The 14,567-nt window shown below is 70.3% G+C and carries 13 protein-coding genes; 6 read left to right on the plus strand and 7 right to left on the minus strand.

The window, feature by feature from the left end:
* The first annotated feature begins 74 nt into the window (after nucleotides 1-74).
* The gene (locus tag JK364_RS50350) at nucleotides 75-1,346 is read left to right on the plus strand and encodes a cytochrome P450 (protein ID WP_307841664.1); all 1,272 of its coding nucleotides are present in this window, start codon (nucleotides 75-77) and stop codon (nucleotides 1,344-1,346) included.
* Nucleotides 1,347-1,397: 51 nt separating this feature from the next.
* On the opposite strand, the gene JK364_RS50355 is transcribed toward JK364_RS50350, so the two are convergent.
* A complete protein-coding gene (locus tag JK364_RS50355; RefSeq protein WP_201858200.1) occupies nucleotides 1,398-2,330 on the minus strand; it encodes an NADP-dependent oxidoreductase in 933 nt (310 codons plus the stop codon).
* 74 nt (nucleotides 2,331-2,404) lie between these two features.
* Between JK364_RS50355 and JK364_RS50360 the strand changes: the two genes are divergently transcribed.
* Entirely contained in the window at nucleotides 2,405-2,785 is a 381-nt protein-coding gene (locus JK364_RS50360; protein ID WP_201858201.1) for a winged helix-turn-helix transcriptional regulator, read from the plus strand.
* A gap of 14 nt (nucleotides 2,786-2,799) precedes the next feature.
* Here the strand turns inward: JK364_RS50360 and JK364_RS50365 are convergent, their stop codons facing one another.
* The 3 genes from JK364_RS50365 to JK364_RS50375 all read right to left on the minus strand — a co-directional run bounded on the left by JK364_RS50365 (nucleotide 2,800) and on the right by JK364_RS50375 (nucleotide 8,549).
* Nucleotides 2,800-3,933: an FAD-dependent oxidoreductase gene (locus JK364_RS50365; RefSeq protein WP_201858202.1), complete on the minus strand. Its 1,134-nt coding sequence runs from the start codon at nucleotides 3,931-3,933 to the stop codon at nucleotides 2,800-2,802.
* Nucleotides 3,934-4,142: 209 nt separating this feature from the next.
* On the minus strand, nucleotides 4,143-7,784 hold the full coding sequence (locus JK364_RS50370; protein ID WP_201858203.1) for an NACHT domain-containing protein: 3,642 nt from the start codon (nucleotides 7,782-7,784) through the stop codon (nucleotides 4,143-4,145).
* Nucleotides 7,785-7,952: 168 nt separating this feature from the next.
* Nucleotides 7,953-8,549 (minus strand): LysE family translocator, encoded by a 597-nt coding sequence (locus JK364_RS50375; RefSeq protein ID WP_201858204.1) that lies wholly within the window; start codon nucleotides 8,547-8,549, stop codon nucleotides 7,953-7,955.
* A 79-nt stretch (nucleotides 8,550-8,628) separates the two neighbouring features.
* On the opposite strand from JK364_RS50375, the gene JK364_RS50380 reads away from it, so the two are divergent.
* The 4 genes from JK364_RS50380 (at nucleotide 8,629) to JK364_RS50395 (ending at nucleotide 12,000) form a co-directional block, all read left to right on the plus strand.
* The gene (locus tag JK364_RS50380; protein WP_201858205.1) at nucleotides 8,629-9,492 is read left to right on the plus strand and encodes a LysR family transcriptional regulator; all 864 of its coding nucleotides are present in this window, start codon (nucleotides 8,629-8,631) and stop codon (nucleotides 9,490-9,492) included.
* Between the two features lie 88 nt (nucleotides 9,493-9,580).
* A complete protein-coding gene (locus JK364_RS50385) occupies nucleotides 9,581-9,916 on the plus strand; it encodes a PadR family transcriptional regulator (RefSeq protein ID WP_201858206.1) in 336 nt (111 codons plus the stop codon).
* The gene (locus JK364_RS50390) at nucleotides 9,913-10,800 is read left to right on the plus strand and encodes a hypothetical protein (RefSeq protein ID WP_201858207.1); all 888 of its coding nucleotides are present in this window, start codon (nucleotides 9,913-9,915) and stop codon (nucleotides 10,798-10,800) included. The genes JK364_RS50385 and JK364_RS50390 overlap by 4 nt, the downstream gene beginning before the upstream one ends.
* 162 nt (nucleotides 10,801-10,962) lie before the next feature.
* A complete protein-coding gene (locus JK364_RS50395) occupies nucleotides 10,963-12,000 on the plus strand; it encodes a DUF4184 family protein (RefSeq protein WP_201858208.1) in 1,038 nt (345 codons plus the stop codon).
* Nucleotides 12,001-12,009: 9 nt separating this feature from the next.
* Here the strand turns inward: JK364_RS50395 and JK364_RS50400 are convergent, their stop codons facing one another.
* Genes JK364_RS50400 through JK364_RS50410 form a run of 3 tightly spaced genes read right to left on the minus strand, consistent with a single transcriptional unit; the run spans nucleotide 12,010 to nucleotide 14,407 of the window.
* Nucleotides 12,010-12,567, minus strand: a complete 558-nt coding sequence (locus JK364_RS50400; RefSeq protein WP_201858209.1) for a hypothetical protein — start codon at nucleotides 12,565-12,567, stop codon at nucleotides 12,010-12,012.
* 11 nt (nucleotides 12,568-12,578) lie between these two features.
* Complete coding sequence (locus JK364_RS50405) at nucleotides 12,579-13,442, minus strand: carbohydrate ABC transporter permease (protein ID WP_201858210.1); 864 nt, start codon at nucleotides 13,440-13,442, stop codon at nucleotides 12,579-12,581.
* On the minus strand, nucleotides 13,439-14,407 hold the full coding sequence (locus JK364_RS50410; RefSeq protein ID WP_201858211.1) for a carbohydrate ABC transporter permease: 969 nt from the start codon (nucleotides 14,405-14,407) through the stop codon (nucleotides 13,439-13,441). Before JK364_RS50410 ends, JK364_RS50405 begins: the two co-directional genes overlap by 4 nt.
* Between the last annotated feature and the right edge of the window lie 160 nt (nucleotides 14,408-14,567).

Genomic DNA, 14,567 nt, shown 5'->3' on the forward strand with positions numbered 1-14,567 from the left:
AGCAAGCAGCGTATACAGTGCAGTTGCGACAGATGTGATCATCATCGGCCAGGTAGCAAGGAGGCTCGTCCCCCGTGAAAGCCACCCCGCGGAACACCAACCCGCAGCGGCCGATCCCGCCGGAGATCTTCGAGCGCAACGGCTGCCCCTTCGATCCGCCCGCCGCCATGAAGGCCTTGCACGACCGGGGCCCGGTGACCCGGATCGACCTGCTCAACGGTGCCCACGCGTGGATCGTCTCCGGCTACGAAGAAGTGCGCGCCGTACTCGGTGACGCCCGCTTCAGCTCCGATCGCCTCCGCTACCCGAGCACATTGAGCATGTCACCCGAGGAAGTGGCCAACCGCCAGGCCCAGCCGGGCGGGCAGTGTCCTGTCGCCCCGCGGGAGCGCAAGGACGGCATGTTCATCTTCATGGACGCGCCCCAGCACCCGCGGCTGCGGCGGCTGTTGTCCGGCCAGTTCACCGTCAAGCGCATGAAACACCTGGAAGACCACGTCCGCGAACTCGCCGTGCGGCTCATCGACGTGATGCGGGCCGACGGCACGCGGGCCGACCTGGTCAAGGCCTTCGCGCTGCCGCTGCCGTCGCTGGTGATCTGTGAACTGCTCGGCGTCGACTACGCCGACCGTACCGAGTTCCACCACCGCACCGCGATCGCCCTGGACCTGTCACGCCCCAGCGAAGAACGCCGGCAGGCCAGCGGCGAGCTGCGCCAATTCATGGCCAGGCTGGTGGGCGCCAAACGCAGGCACCCGGGCGACGACATCATTTCCGGGCTGATCCACGACGACTACGATCCGCCGCTGACCGACCGGCAGTTGGCCGACATCGCCACCACCCTGCTCAGCGCCGGCCACGAGACCACCGCCAACATGCTCGCCCTGAGCGCCTTCGCCCTGCTGGAAAACCCCGACCAACTCGCGTGCGTACGCGACGACCCGACCCTGCTGGACAACGGCGTCGACGAACTACTGCGCTACCTGTCGGTCTTCCACAATGGCCCGACACGGTTCGCCACCGAGGACCTGACCGTCGGCGATGTCACCATCCCGGCCGGCGACACCGTCGTCATGGCCGTACCGGTCGCCAACCGCGACGAGCAGCGCTGGCCCGAGCCCGACCGTCTCGACCTCACCCGCCCCCGAACGTCCCACCTCGCCTTCGGCCACGGCGCCCACCTGTGCCTGGGCCAGCAACTCGCCCGGGTCGAGCTGCGCACGGGCCTCGCGGAACTGATCACCCGCCTGCCCGGCCTCCGGCTCACAACCCCGGCGAGCGAGATCCCACTGCGCGAGCAAATGGTCGTCTACGGCGTTCACTCGCTGCCCGTCGCCTGGAACTGACGCACGGTCAGCCACTCAGGGGCCTCGCGCACGCGAGGCCCCACGACGGGATCAGACGGTGAGGACGAGCTTGCCCTGGAGGTGACCGCGGTCGAGCAGGCGGTGCGCGTCGGCGACGCGCTCGAACGGGAACGTCTCCTGCACATGGACCCGGAGCCTGCCCTGTTCGACGAGTTCGACGAGACCTCGCAGGGCGACCGGATCGGGGTCGACCGCGATGCCGCTGAAGCGCATGCCCGCCGCCTCGTACTTGGCGACGAGTTCCGAATCCTCCTCGGCGACCGCTGTCACCAGGTGACCGCCCGGGCGGAGCACGTCCAGCGACCGCTCGACGGTGTCGCCGCCGATCGTGTCGAGCACGACGTCGATGTCGCGGACCGCCTCGCTGAAGTCGACCGCCGTGTAGTCGATCACCTCGTCGGCGCCGCACCCCTCGACGAACTTCCGCTTGCTCCCGCCGGCGGTCGTGATCACGTGCGCGCCGAGCGCTTTCGCGATCTGGATCGCGACGTGGCCGACCCCGCCACCCCCGCCGTGGACCAGGACGCGGTCGCCCTCTCTCACGCCGCCGAGGTCGACGAGGCCCTGCCACGCCGTCAGCCCGACGACCGGCAGCGCCGACGCCTCGACGTGCGAGAGCGACGACGGCTTGCGTACCAGGTGCAACGCCGGGGCCGACACGACCTCGGCGTACGCGCTCGCCGCCCGCGGGAACAGCGGCATCCCGAACACCTCGTCGCCGGGCCTGAACCGATACGTCAGCGACCCCTCCTCGACCACGCCGCTGATGTCCCAGCCGAGGATGAACGGCGGCCGGCCGATCAGCGGGGGGAACGCGCCGGCGCGCAGGAGCGCCTCCAACGGGTTCAGCCCGATCGCCTTGACCCGGACGAGGACCTCGGTCGGGAGGGGCTGGGGCTCGGGCGCGTCCACGATGGTGAGCACCTCGGGACCGCCGAGTGTCTGCTGGGTGATGACTCGCATGACTCTCCTGGCTCTGGAAGGGGAGAGAACCCAGGCTAGGTTTCCGATAGGAACCACCAGGTACCTTTGGCGCCATGAGCGGTTTCGGTCCCGGTGATCCCTTTCTCTCCGACTGCCCGGCGCGTCTGACGGTCGAGCTCATCGCCGACAAGTGGACGGCGGTCGTGCTCTACGGCCTCAGCAAGGGCCCGGTGCGCCATGGCGAGCTGATCGAGATCATCGGCGGCATCTCCCGCAAGATGCTCACCCAGACGCTCCGACGGCTCCAGGCGCACGGACTCATCCGCCGCCACGCCTACGCCGAGGTGCCGCCCCGCGTCGAGTACGAGCTCACCCCGCTCGGGGCGACGCTGATCGATCCGATCCACATGCTGACCGAGTGGGCGAGGGCGAACGGCGACGCGGTGCTCGATGCGCTCGACGCCGATCCCGAGCCGGTCGCCCCTGGCAACTGAGGCCCTCGCCAGTCTCAGCCGGCGGCTGATGGGGTCAGCTCGTCCCGGGCGAAGAATTTGATCACGTCCTCGAGCGTGGGGTTGTCGGGGTCTTCGGCTGTCGCGAGCTGCTCGGCACTGCGGGGGAACATCGCTTGCTCGTATGCGGAGAGCGCGGTCTCGATGTCGCCGGGGTGCGCGGCGAGGGCCTCACCGAGTTCGGCGCCGTCCAGCATGGCCAGGTTGGCGCCCTCGCCGTTCGGGGGTATGAGGTGGGCGGCGTCCCCGACCAGGGTCGCCCCCGGCACCCGGTCCCACCGGTGCCCGGCTGGCAGCGTGTAGAGGGGGCGCAAAACCGGTGCGGTGTCGCTGTCGGTGATCAGGGCGGTGAGTTCCGGCGCCCAGCCGTCGAACGCCCGCGCGATCCGTGTGGCGGCCGCGGCGGGATCGGTGAAGTCGATACCGCCGAACCAGTCCAGCGGCTCGGACAGCATCGCGTAGACGTGGAGGGTCCCGCCTTTCTCCCGTTGAGCCCCGATCTGCCTCTTGCCCTGATCGCCTGCGAACATCGACCCGCCACCGACCGCCTTCGCGGCAGCGGGGTGCCGCGTGTCGGCGTCGAACAGGTAGGTCTCGACGAACGACGTGCCGGCGTACACGGGGTCGGCGGTGGAGAGCACCGGCCGGACCCGTGACCAGGCGCCATCCGCACCGACCAGCAGGCTCGTGACGACGGTGCCGTCGTCGGCGAAGGTCACCTCATGGCGGCCCTCGCCGAGCCCGCGAACACCGCTGACCTTGTGCCCCCACCGGACGGTGCCCGCCGGGAGCGAGTCGAGCAGCATCTGCCGCAACTCGCCGCGTTGCACCTCGGGGCGTCCGCCCGTACCGTCGTCGTCCTCGTCGACCAGGACGTTTCCCTCCCGGTCCAGGCCCCGCACCGCCTGGCGGCCCTCCAGGACGATGCTGCGGAACTCATGCATCAGACCGGCCGCCCGCACAGCCAGGAGGCCATTGTAGTCGTGGATGTCGAGCATCCCGCCCTGCGAACGCGCCGTCGGTGAGGCCTCCGCCTCGTAGACGGTGGCCGGGATGCCGTGGACGTGCAGGACTCGGGCGAGCGTGAGCCCGCCGAGTCCGGCACCGATGATCGTGACGTGAGTGGTCATGCTGATTCCTTGCCTGTCGCACACCTGCCGGATGGACACCCGGCAGGCTCTGCGGCAAAGCTCCGGCCCTCCGCCGACAAGCCACCGGCATCGGACCGACACCCCCGACATATCACCGACACCACGGCTCCGCGCCGCCTGGACCGATCACGCCCCAGATGGCAGGTCTCGGCATACGAAGATGCGACCCCCTCGGCGTGCCGCGCTGGTCAGCCGCCGCTGCCGGGCTGTTGCTGGAACACATCGTTCATGATCTTCTCCGCTGTGTCGCCGTGGCCGGCCGGAGCCGTGACGCGCAGCCACAGGAAGTAGTCGCGTGGTGTCCGGTCCTTCTGTCCGGGCAGGCGCCACCAGGTCCTCAGGGAGCGGACCAGGTAAGCGGTCCTGCCTTCGTCGGTGTCGACGAGACGGTAGCGCGTGTAGGCGTCGTGCCGGGGCAAGGTGTCCGGACTCGGGCCGGGGCGGCGAGAGTAGAACGTGTCACGGTCGCCCTCTGTGCAGGCGGAGGGACATTCGTACACCACCAGCTCCATGCGCAGCGGCCCGTCCGGGGTCTTGAGCGTGCACGACAGTCCGTCCTCGTGCGCTTTCTCTTCGCCGTACGGTGTGTCGGCACAGCGCACGGAGCGCGGCAGCCGCAGGGCCATCCAGAATTCGCTGTGCAGCTGGATCCCGAGGATCTCGGAGCGCTCATCGCCGCGCCACCGCGCGCCGTGGAGTCGCTTGGCGGGCTCGTCGCGGTACAGACCGAACCGGGACCTCTTCGGCAACTGCGGGCGCGGCAGATCCCGCAGCATGCGCTCGCCTGGCCGCGCGCGGCTGATGAGTTCGGCGTTGCGCAGCACGGTACGCGCGATGACCTCCGCCATCCCGCGCACCTGGGCCGCCGTGGCGAATTCCATGCTGACGTCCACGACCACCACCGCGTTGTCGGCCCGCGCCCGCATGACGCCCATGGGGATCGAAGCGGTGCCGCTCAGCCGCGGGGCGGTCGGATCGGTGACGGGCAGGGAGGCGTCGCTCGCCATTGCCGAGTCTCCGACGCCGTCGCGCCGTACGGCGTCGCGCATCCGAAAGCTCCGTACCCACTGTTCGGCGGACTCGCTGCTGCTACGGCCCGGCTCGGCCGCGGTGAAGCCCACGCCCACGGTGACCACGGCGTCCGGACGGAACGGAGTCTGCTCCGCGTAGACGCAGCTGCTGGTGCTGTGCGGTTTCGGGTAACCCACATCGATCAGCTTGGGCGCGCGCCAGACCCCGATGTCCTTGTTGTAGCCGGTCACCCTGGCCGGGTCCGCCAGTACGGGACGCAGATCACGGGGTGTGAGCAGGGCGCAGGCCCGGTCGAGCGAGCGGATCGGACCTGCCGCCGGGGGACCGCCCAGGGCCCCGGTGATCAGGGCGAGCGCGGCCAGCGACGCCACGAGGCCGCCCGTCATGGCCAGCGCCCTGTCCTCCAGCTCGACGCGGCGGGCCGGCAACCGCTCGGACTCCTCGTCGAGCGGGAACTCCTCGCCGCCGGTCTGCTGGGTTCGGCGGGTGGCCGCGTCCGCGGCGAGCGCGTGCTGTAGCTCCAGGTGCCGGAAGCGGTAGGAGCCGCCGGACTGCCGCAGTACTCCGCGGCGGTGCGCGTCCCGCAGGAAGTGCGTCAGGCGCCAGGGCAGATGCCCGCCGAGGCCGAGCCAGAACCGCGCGGCGCAGTATCGGCCCCAGGCGGAGACGGCGCAGCTCCACACCCCGACGCCGATGGCCAGCGCGACGGCGGCCGTGGTCCAACGGGCCGCGTCCACGAGGTCCTGCCCCTGCCGGAGCCCCCACAGAGGCACAGCGATCGACACACACGCCAGAAGGCCCTTGTGGAGGCGCAACGGGGCCGGGCTGCCGGGGAGGGAGACGACGGCGAACCAGAGCGCGGCCCGGCGGTCGGCCCGCAAGAGGGCCTCGGGGCCGTGGGTCTCGGGGTCGGCTGGAGCCCGCACGGCGTTGCGCAGGGCGATGAGGCCCAGGGCCAGCAAGCCCCCCGTGCAGGTCACGGCGGCGGTCCGCGTCGTGTCGCCACCTGTCGTAACGGCCGCCACCCACAGGACGCCGAGCAGCGCAGCGCCGAGGCCGAGCGACATACGCCAACGGGGCTTGCGCAAGGCCGACCGGACGTCGCGGGGCGTGGGGCGCCGTAGCCGCTGCGGCAGCGGGAGTTCGTCGTCCGCGGTCTGGTACCAGTCCGCGACCACGGCCCCCACCCCGCCGATGAGGGCGACCAGCCACATGGGCAGCGGCATCGTGGAAGCGCTCTCGGCCCATGGCAAACCGGTCAGGGAGACGATGATGGCGAGCAGCGCGGGCAGGGGCAGCGTCAACAGCATGCGGGCGCGCACCGGCACCATGCGGTCCACGTGCCACCAGGCGATGTCCGGCTGCTCCGTCTCGGTCTGGCGCAGTGCCAGTTCACCGAGCCAGCGGTGGGCTTCCGCACCCGTCCATGTCGGTCCGGCGCCAGGTGGGGCGGTGCTGTCGCGCGCGTAGGCGGCGTCCACGAAGGCGCTGAACAGGTGCCGTTCCAGGTCATGTGCGGTGCGAAAGCGCCCGGGAGTCAGGAGTTCCGCGGGGTCGGCGCTGGTGTCGCTGTAGGCGGCACGCGCGAGCGAGACCATCAGCGGCGTACGCAACACGGCGCGCAGCAGCCGTACTTCATGTGCGTCGTCACGCTCATCCGCCAGCGGGGCGAGCACCGGGTCCCATTTGGTGCCGGTGCTCCCCTCCCGCGGCGCCTTGACCGTGCGGGGGCGCGCCGAACGCGGCAGGTAGGCGCGTACGTCCGCCACGTCCAGCGGGCGCAGTTCGACGGCGGCCATGCCGGCCAGCCGTACGTCCCCCTCCTCCACCGCCATGGTGAAGGCGGCGCTGCGGCTGGTGAGGATCAGCGGCCCGGTGCCGCGCAGACTGTCACGCAGCTGTCTGAGCGCGGTCACGCGTACCCTGGCGGGGAGTTCGTCGAAACCATCCAGTACGGGCAGCACCAGCCCGGACGTGATCAGCTGATGGGCCACCGCACGGCGTGGTGCGACGGGCGAGGTGAGTACGTCGGGGTGGTCTTCGGCCAGAGCTCCGGCAGCCCACCACCACAGGGACGGTTGTACGCGCGGATTCCAAGAACCCAGCGGCAGGACGACCGGCACCGGCTCGGTGACACGGCGTCGGCGCAGCAGATCCCTGGCGAGGCGGAGGACGAGGACGGACTTGCCCGCTCCCGGAGCGCCGAGCACCAGCAGCCGGCCGCGTGGCAGCCGAGTGTACTGATCGACGATATGCCTGAACTCGCCTTCCAGAACGGGGGCTTCACCGTCATCGGCGAGGCTCTCGTGGTGATCGCCCAGACCGGGCGCCGCGGGCGCCCAGCGAACGGTGAGCGGCATCGGATCGTCCGTGCGGCCGCGCGCCTCCTCTTGTTCGTACCGTACGACCAAGGTCTGGGCGAGCGCCTCCGCGGCGTCGTGCAGGCCGCGCTCGGGAACCTGGATGAGAAGGCGGCGGGCCTCGCGGCGATGACGCGACACCAGCCCCGCACCCAGTAAGACCGCGAGGCCCACGCACCCCGCCGCCGCCAGCCACCTGGCTCGGGCTCCGGACACGAGGCTGCTGCCCCCAGCCCCCAGGAATACCCCCAGCGCGACCAGGACGGCACCGGCGAGCGCGGCAAACAGATAGTCCCGGCCCACCGGCCGCACCTGGGCGATGACGCTGCCCACACTCTGCGCCTGGATGACGGGGCCATGGAACGTACCGCCCGATATCTCATTGCGGCCGCCGCGCACAGGACCGCTCCCGCGGGCCTCTCCCAGCTTCCGCCGCATGGCCGAACCACCTCCCCCCAGGCAGACCGCGATCCCATACTGCACGCTCTGTCCACGGGCGGGACCCTCACGCGGCCCGCTGTTGCGCACCCGTGATCCCGGATACCGGGCCTCCTCAAGCGGACACGGCGCCCAGCCGCGGCTGCGCGACCTCGCGTGGGCGGACGGCTAGATCCATATCAGCACGATCGAGGCGACGAGCAGCCCGGCCAGCAGCAGATTGACCGCGCCCCATTGCCGGTCGGTACGCAGCAGCCTCGCCAGAAGCAGACCTGCCAGACACCAGAGCGACAGCGACAGGGACGCCGCCACGGCGAAGGTGGCCCCCATCAACACGGCGAGCTGGGCCGGCCCGGCGGCCAGAGCGGCGAACGAGGCCGCGGCACCCAGTGTCATGGTCCACCCCTTGGGGTTCTGCCAGAGCATCCACACCCCGCCCAGAAACCCGACAGGCCGCGCGGCGGCCCCCGGACTGCCGGGTGCGCCCGCACGCGCGGTGCCCACCGCCAACCACAGCAGATAGAGACTCCCGGCCAGCTTCATGACCACCTGCAGCCAGGGAACGGCCAGCAGAACGCCGCCGAGCCCCGCGGCGGCTGCGGCGGCCATCGAGGCGAGCCCCGCGGCGATCCCCGCCATCAGCGGAACCGAACGCCGGAAGCCGAAATGAGCGCCCGATGCCGTGGCCAGCGTCGTGGCACCGCCTGGCGTGACGGTCGCGATCAGCGCGAAGACGACCAAGGGAGAGAGTTCCGCGACATCCATGGTCAAAGGTTGATCGCGCCACCATGGATTAGTACAGCGAATGTTTCACATGTGGTCCATTACGAAATATGATGTCTGGATGTCGCGTGATCTCGACCTCACACTGCTCCGGACCTTCGTCGTCGTGGCAGAGCGGGCCAGTATGACCGCAGCGGGAAATGCCCTGCACGTGACGCAAGGAGCGGTCAGCCAGCAGATCGCCCGGCTCGAGTCGGCCCTCGACTGCGCGTTGTTCATCCGCAGCAGGCGGGGCCTCCGCCTCACTCCGCACGGTGAGCGCCTGATCGGCCGGGCCCGCACCATGCTCAGCCTCAATGACGAGATCTGGGCCGACATGACCGAGAACACCGTCACGGGTGCGGTGCGTCTCGGCGCTCCCAACGATCTGGTCGGCACCATCCTTGCCCACGCGCTCAAGAATTTCGCCGAACGCTGCCCGGACGTCGAACTGACGCTGCTCTCCGGCTCCTCACCAGAACTCGCTCAAGCCCTGGACAGAGGTGACCTCGACGTCGCCGTGCTGGAGGAGCCGACCGGGCCCACCCCCGGGGAATGTCTCATGACCGACCAACTCGTCTGGGTGGGCGCACGCGGCGGCACGGCCCACCGGACACGGCCACTGCCCGTGTCCATGGTCTCCACCACCTGTGCCTTCAGGCCCGCCGTCCTGACAGCACTCCGCACGGGCGGAACCGACTGGCGCACCATGTTCGAGAACGGAACCATCGAGGCAACCGCCGCGACGGTCCGCATGGACATGGCCGTCACCCCCATGCTCGCCTCCACGGTCCCCCAGGACCTCGCCGTACTCGATCACCACACCGCGCTGCCGCCGCTGCCCTCATTCGCCGTCAACCTTCACCTCCCCGACACCGGACCCAGCCCGAGCGCCCACGAACTCGCGGCACGACTGCGCGAAGCGATCCCGCACCGGCCCGGATGACGACCACATCGAGCCGCCGCACCCGCGAGGACGAGACCGCCGCGGCTCCGGCCCTCCCAAGGTCCGTCGGGCGGAATACTCTGTCGGTATGAGCGAACGAGGAATGCAGGAGCTGGCCCTGCTGCTGCTGACGGCGCTGGCGAATGCCCCTCGGCACGGGTATGCCATCGCCCAGGAGGTCAAGACCATCACCGACGGCCGAGTGGCGCCGCGTACCGGGGCGCTCTACGGGGCGCTGGACAGGCTGCTGGCGGAGGGTTTGATCCAGGTGGAGCGCGAGGAGGTGGTGGGCGGCCGGGCTCGTCGTATCTTCGCTCTCGCTCCCGCCGGGCGGGAGCGGCTGGAGACCGAGGCGGAGCGGCTGGCCGCGACCGCTCGGGAAGTCAGGCGGCGGCTGGCCGACGGTACGGCTGCGCCGGCGTGAGCGACCTCCTCGTCCGTCTGTATCCGGCTGCGTACCGGGATGCTTACGGGCAGGAAATCATCGACGTGCACCGGGAGATGACGGCGGACCTACCGCGTCCGGCCCGGCTGCGTGCGGACGCCGACCTGGCCGCGCACGCCCTGCGGGTTCGGCTGGGGCTCGACTCGGCGTCGCCCGCGGGGCGTTTCTTCGCCCTGGCCGCCCCGTTCGCACTGGCAGCTGGTGCGGTGGGCAGCGGGCTGCATCTGACGCGCTGGTACGCCGGGCTTGTTCTCTCGCCGGCCCCGGGATGGGTGCAGCTCTCCGCCATGGATGGTGCGTTGAGCCTGTACATCCTGCTCTCACTGCTGGTGTGCGTCGGCGCGGTCATCGCCTTGACCGGCCGGTGGGGACCGGGTGTGGGGCCGGCAGTGTGCGGGCTGCTGGGGACGGCCGTGCAGTGGGCCGCCGGCGCACACGTGTACGACGACGGGGCCATCGCTCCGGTCGCGGCGTTGCTGACCGTCGCTGTCCTCCTCGCCTGCCCTCCGGATCGACGCGGTGACAGGCGGCTGTCGGCGGCGGCCGGAGCCATGGCCGCCGCAGGGTGGTTTCCCGTCGTCGTCGTGAACACCGGGGCCTACACAGGGGCCCTCGGTGTGACCACGGACTACGGCGCCTGGCCGATGCTGGTCCTCGCCTTCACGGGGGCCGTCCTCGCCCTCCGCGCGCGTTCGTCAGGTCTGCGTGAGATGGGCGCGATGGCCGTGGCCTCTCCGCCGCTGATCGCCTACTCCTACGCGGCTGTCTGGGGCGATCTCCGGCCCGTCCTCGGCACCCTTCTCCTGCTGTCGGTCGTGGCCGCGCTCACGGCGTTCTTCCAGACGGTGCGCCGCCGAAGCTGACCCCGCTTCCTTCCGGCCGGCCGGTCGCCCGCGAACGGGCGGCCGGCTTTGCCGTGTCGGTGATGTGTCGTGCCCGGTGGCTTCCCCATGCCGGCAGCACACCGTGCCCCGCACACGTTGCAATAGTCCGTTGAGATGAATACTCTCTCCGGAGTTCTATCCGTGAGCGCTGTCCGGGCCGGCCGTGCGATCTCGGGTGCCCCCAGCGAAAGGGCGCCCGCGGTGCGGCGTGCGGCGACCCCGCCCGGTCCCTTCCGAGCAGAGAAGATCATCGAGTTGCCGTTCACCTTGTCCCACCCCGCTGCAGTGCTGCCGCTGATGCGTCGGCCCTTCGTTCCGGCGTCTCTGGTCGCGGGTGCCGTGGCACCCGACGTCCCGTACTTCCTGGCCGTCCTCGGCGTGTCCGAGACCAGCCCCCGGGACTGGTACGGGCCGCTCCTCAACGCCACGGAGACCCACTCCCCCGGTGTGGGCCTGGTGTCCGATCTGTTCCTTGCCATCGGTCTGGTCGCCGCCTGCCGGATGCCGCGCGCGCCGATCACAGCACTGCTCCCATCCGGCCTCCGCCTTCCGGAACCCGAGCGGACGACCGGCCTGCCGGACAAGGTCCGGTACACCATGTGGCTACTGGTCTCCGCCTTGATCGGTATCGCGTCCCACCTCGCGTGGGACTCCTTCACCCACGGCGACGGCTTCCTGGTCACCCACGTGCGGCCGCTGCGCGCCCCGGCCCCGGGAGGCTTGACGGTCGCCCGGCTGCTGCAGTACGCGAGCACTGTCTTCGGCCTGGCGGCCGTCGGCTGGCATCTTTGGCGGCGCCGGGACCGTCCGCGCACCCGCGGTGGCACCGACACCGTTGCCCGCCTGGGTCCCGTCATGCGGTGGAGCGTGGTGACTCTGCTGGTCGCGGCACCCGTGCTGGGCGGCGCCGTCAACGCCCGTGACGACTTCAACGCCTACCGCCATGTGACCGAAGTGGACTACAGCCAACCGACTACCGTCGACCTGGGCGACGGCGCGAGCGAGACCACCTATCCCTCCAAGAGGGTCCATGCTCCGTGGGGGACCCTCGCCGAAGGCGTGTTGACCGGGGCCGCCAAGAGAGCGGGCGCTTCGTTCGCGGTCGCGCTGCTGCTGTACTCCGCCACCTGGCAGATCGGCGCCATCTCGCGCCGGCCGGCGACGGCGTCCAGCCCCTGAAGGGTGTGATTATTTACGAGCGGGAGCGGGCCGCCAGGAGTCGGTGGCGGTCGCGGCGAGCGCGAGAGGGCCGAGGACGACCAGCAGCAGGACGGGGGACATGGTCACCAGGACGGCGGCGGCAGCCGTCGAGCCGGCCAGCAGCACGGGTACCAGCGGCTGCCCCGGCACCGACCGGAACGCCGCGGCGAGGACGGCACGCCAGCGCAGTCCGTCCCGCCAGGCCGCGGCGCACCGCAGCCCCAGTGCGGCGAGGACGGCTGTCGCGACGGCGAAGACCGGACCGGCGTCCGGTCCATGGGCGTCCAGGGCGAGCGCGTCCAGCCACAACAGGGCCAGCACCCCGGTGGGTGCGAGCCAGACCGAGGGCCCCGAGCGCACCACCCGGCGCAGCGCCGCCAGGAAGTGGCGAGGGGTCACGCCGGTGCCGCCGTGCGCCTGCTCGCGCAGCACGGTGCAGCCGGCCACCAGGGCGGGATAGGCGGTGACCACGGGGAGCGAGGCGAGCAGCAGGAACACACCGAGCAGCAGGCAGTCGGCGAACGGGGCGAACCAGGAACGGCGCATGTCCCCGGCCCCTATCCCTTGAGCCCGGAGGTGTGCACGCCTTCGACCAGCAGCCGCTGGAAGGCGAGGAAGAACAGCAGCACGGGTACGAGGGTGAGCACCGACATGGCGAACATCGGCCCGAACGCCGCGCTGCCGGACTGGTCGACGAACATCCGCAGGCCCAGCTGCAGCGTGTAGTCCCGCGGGTCGGCGAGATACATCAGCTGGGAGAGGAAGTCGTTCCAGCTCCAGATGAACGAGAAGATCGTCGTGGTGACCAGGGCCGGTTTGAGCAGCGGCATGATGACGTACCAGAAGGTGCGGTACGGCCCGCAGCCGTCGATGACCGCCGCCTCGTCGAGTTCGCGCGGCAGCGAGCGGATGAACTGGACGATCAGGAAGACGAAGAAGGCCTCGGTGGCCAGGAACTTCGGCAGGATGATCGGCAGGAAGGTGCCGACCATGCCGAGCTTCTGGAAGATGATGTACTGCGGGATCAGCACGACGTGCATCGGCAGCATGAGCGTGCCGATCATCACCGCGAAGTAGAGGCCGCGGCCCCGGAAGCGGAGCCGGGCGAAGGCGTAGGCGGCGAGGGAGCAGGACAGCACGTTGCCGACGATCGCGCCGGTGGAGATGAGCAGCGAGTTGCCGAACAGCCGCCACAGGGTGATGCCGCTGACGCCCTCGGCGGCCTGGGTGTAGTTGCCCGGGGTGAAGGCCTTCGGGACGGGGCTCAGGTTGGAGAGGATCTCGGTGCCGGACTTCACCGACGCCGTGACCAGCCACAGCACCGGGTAGAGCAGCACGAGGCCGATCGCCACGCAGACGATGTGCCACACCGCGGAACGCAGCGGCGGGGTGGCGGCGGCCGGGGACGTCGCGGTCGTCATGACGCCTCCTCCTGTCCGTAGAAGACCCACATCCGGGAACTGCGGAAGACCAGGAACGTGACCAGGGCGATGACGGCCAGCAGGACCCACGCCATCGCGGAGGCGTATCCCATGTGGAAGTTGGTGAATGCCTGTTGGTACAGGTACAGCGAGTAGAACAGCGTCGAGTCGGACGGGCCTCCGGTGCCATTGCTGACCACGAACGCCGAGGTGAAGGACTGGAAGGAGTGGATGATCTCCATGACCAGATTGAAGAAGAGGACGGGCGTCAGCATCGGCAGGGTGATGGAGAAGAAGGTACGGATCCGGCTCGCTCCGTCGATCGAGGACGCCTCGTACAGCTCCTTCGGGATCTGCTTCAGCCCGGCCAGGAAGATCACCATGGGGGCGCCGAACTGCCAGACGGTCAGCATGATCAGCGGGTACAGGGCGTAGTCGGGGTTGTCGGTGAGACCGCCGATCTCAAGGCCGAAGAAGGCCAGGGAGCGGTCGGTGAGACCCCCGGTGGCGAACAGGGACCGCCACACCAGGGCGACACTGACGCTCGCGCCGAGCAGTGACGGGGCGTAGAACGCGGCGCGGTACAGGCCGACTCCGCGGCGGGCGCGGTTCAGCAGCAGCGCCACGGCGAGGGCGGCCGCGAGCTTGAGCGGCGCGCCGATGAGGACGAACTTCAGGGTGACGCCCACCGAGGTGAGGAACCGGTCGTCCGCCAGCATGTAGCGGTAGTTGGCCAGCCCCACCCAGTTCGGCCTCGAGAAGAGGTCGTAGTCGGTGAACGACAGATACAGCGAAGCCAGCATCGGGCCCAGGGTCAGGACGACCGCGCCGATCAGCCAGGGCGCCAGGAAGACGTGTGCCGACAGAGCCGTGGAACGGCGGCGGCGCCGCACCGCGGGAGCGGCGTCGGTGACGCCGCCGCCGGGGCGGGGCAAGGGACGGGGCGGTGCGGTCGCCTGGGCCATTCGTGCTCCTGCAAGGCGAGGATGGATGACGGCGGCAACGGTTGCATGCGATCGCGCCTGCGGCAAGAGGTGGGATTCGGCGAACTTTCCCTGATGATTCGGTTCTTGACATTGACTGAGGCCTGCTGGCGAGCGTAATTTCCGGCTCAGCCTGCAACAG

Origin of the sequence: Streptomyces endocoffeicus, from assembly GCF_016741935.1 — a bacterium.
Classification (GTDB): domain Bacteria; phylum Actinomycetota; class Actinomycetes; order Streptomycetales; family Streptomycetaceae; genus Streptomyces; species Streptomyces endocoffeicus.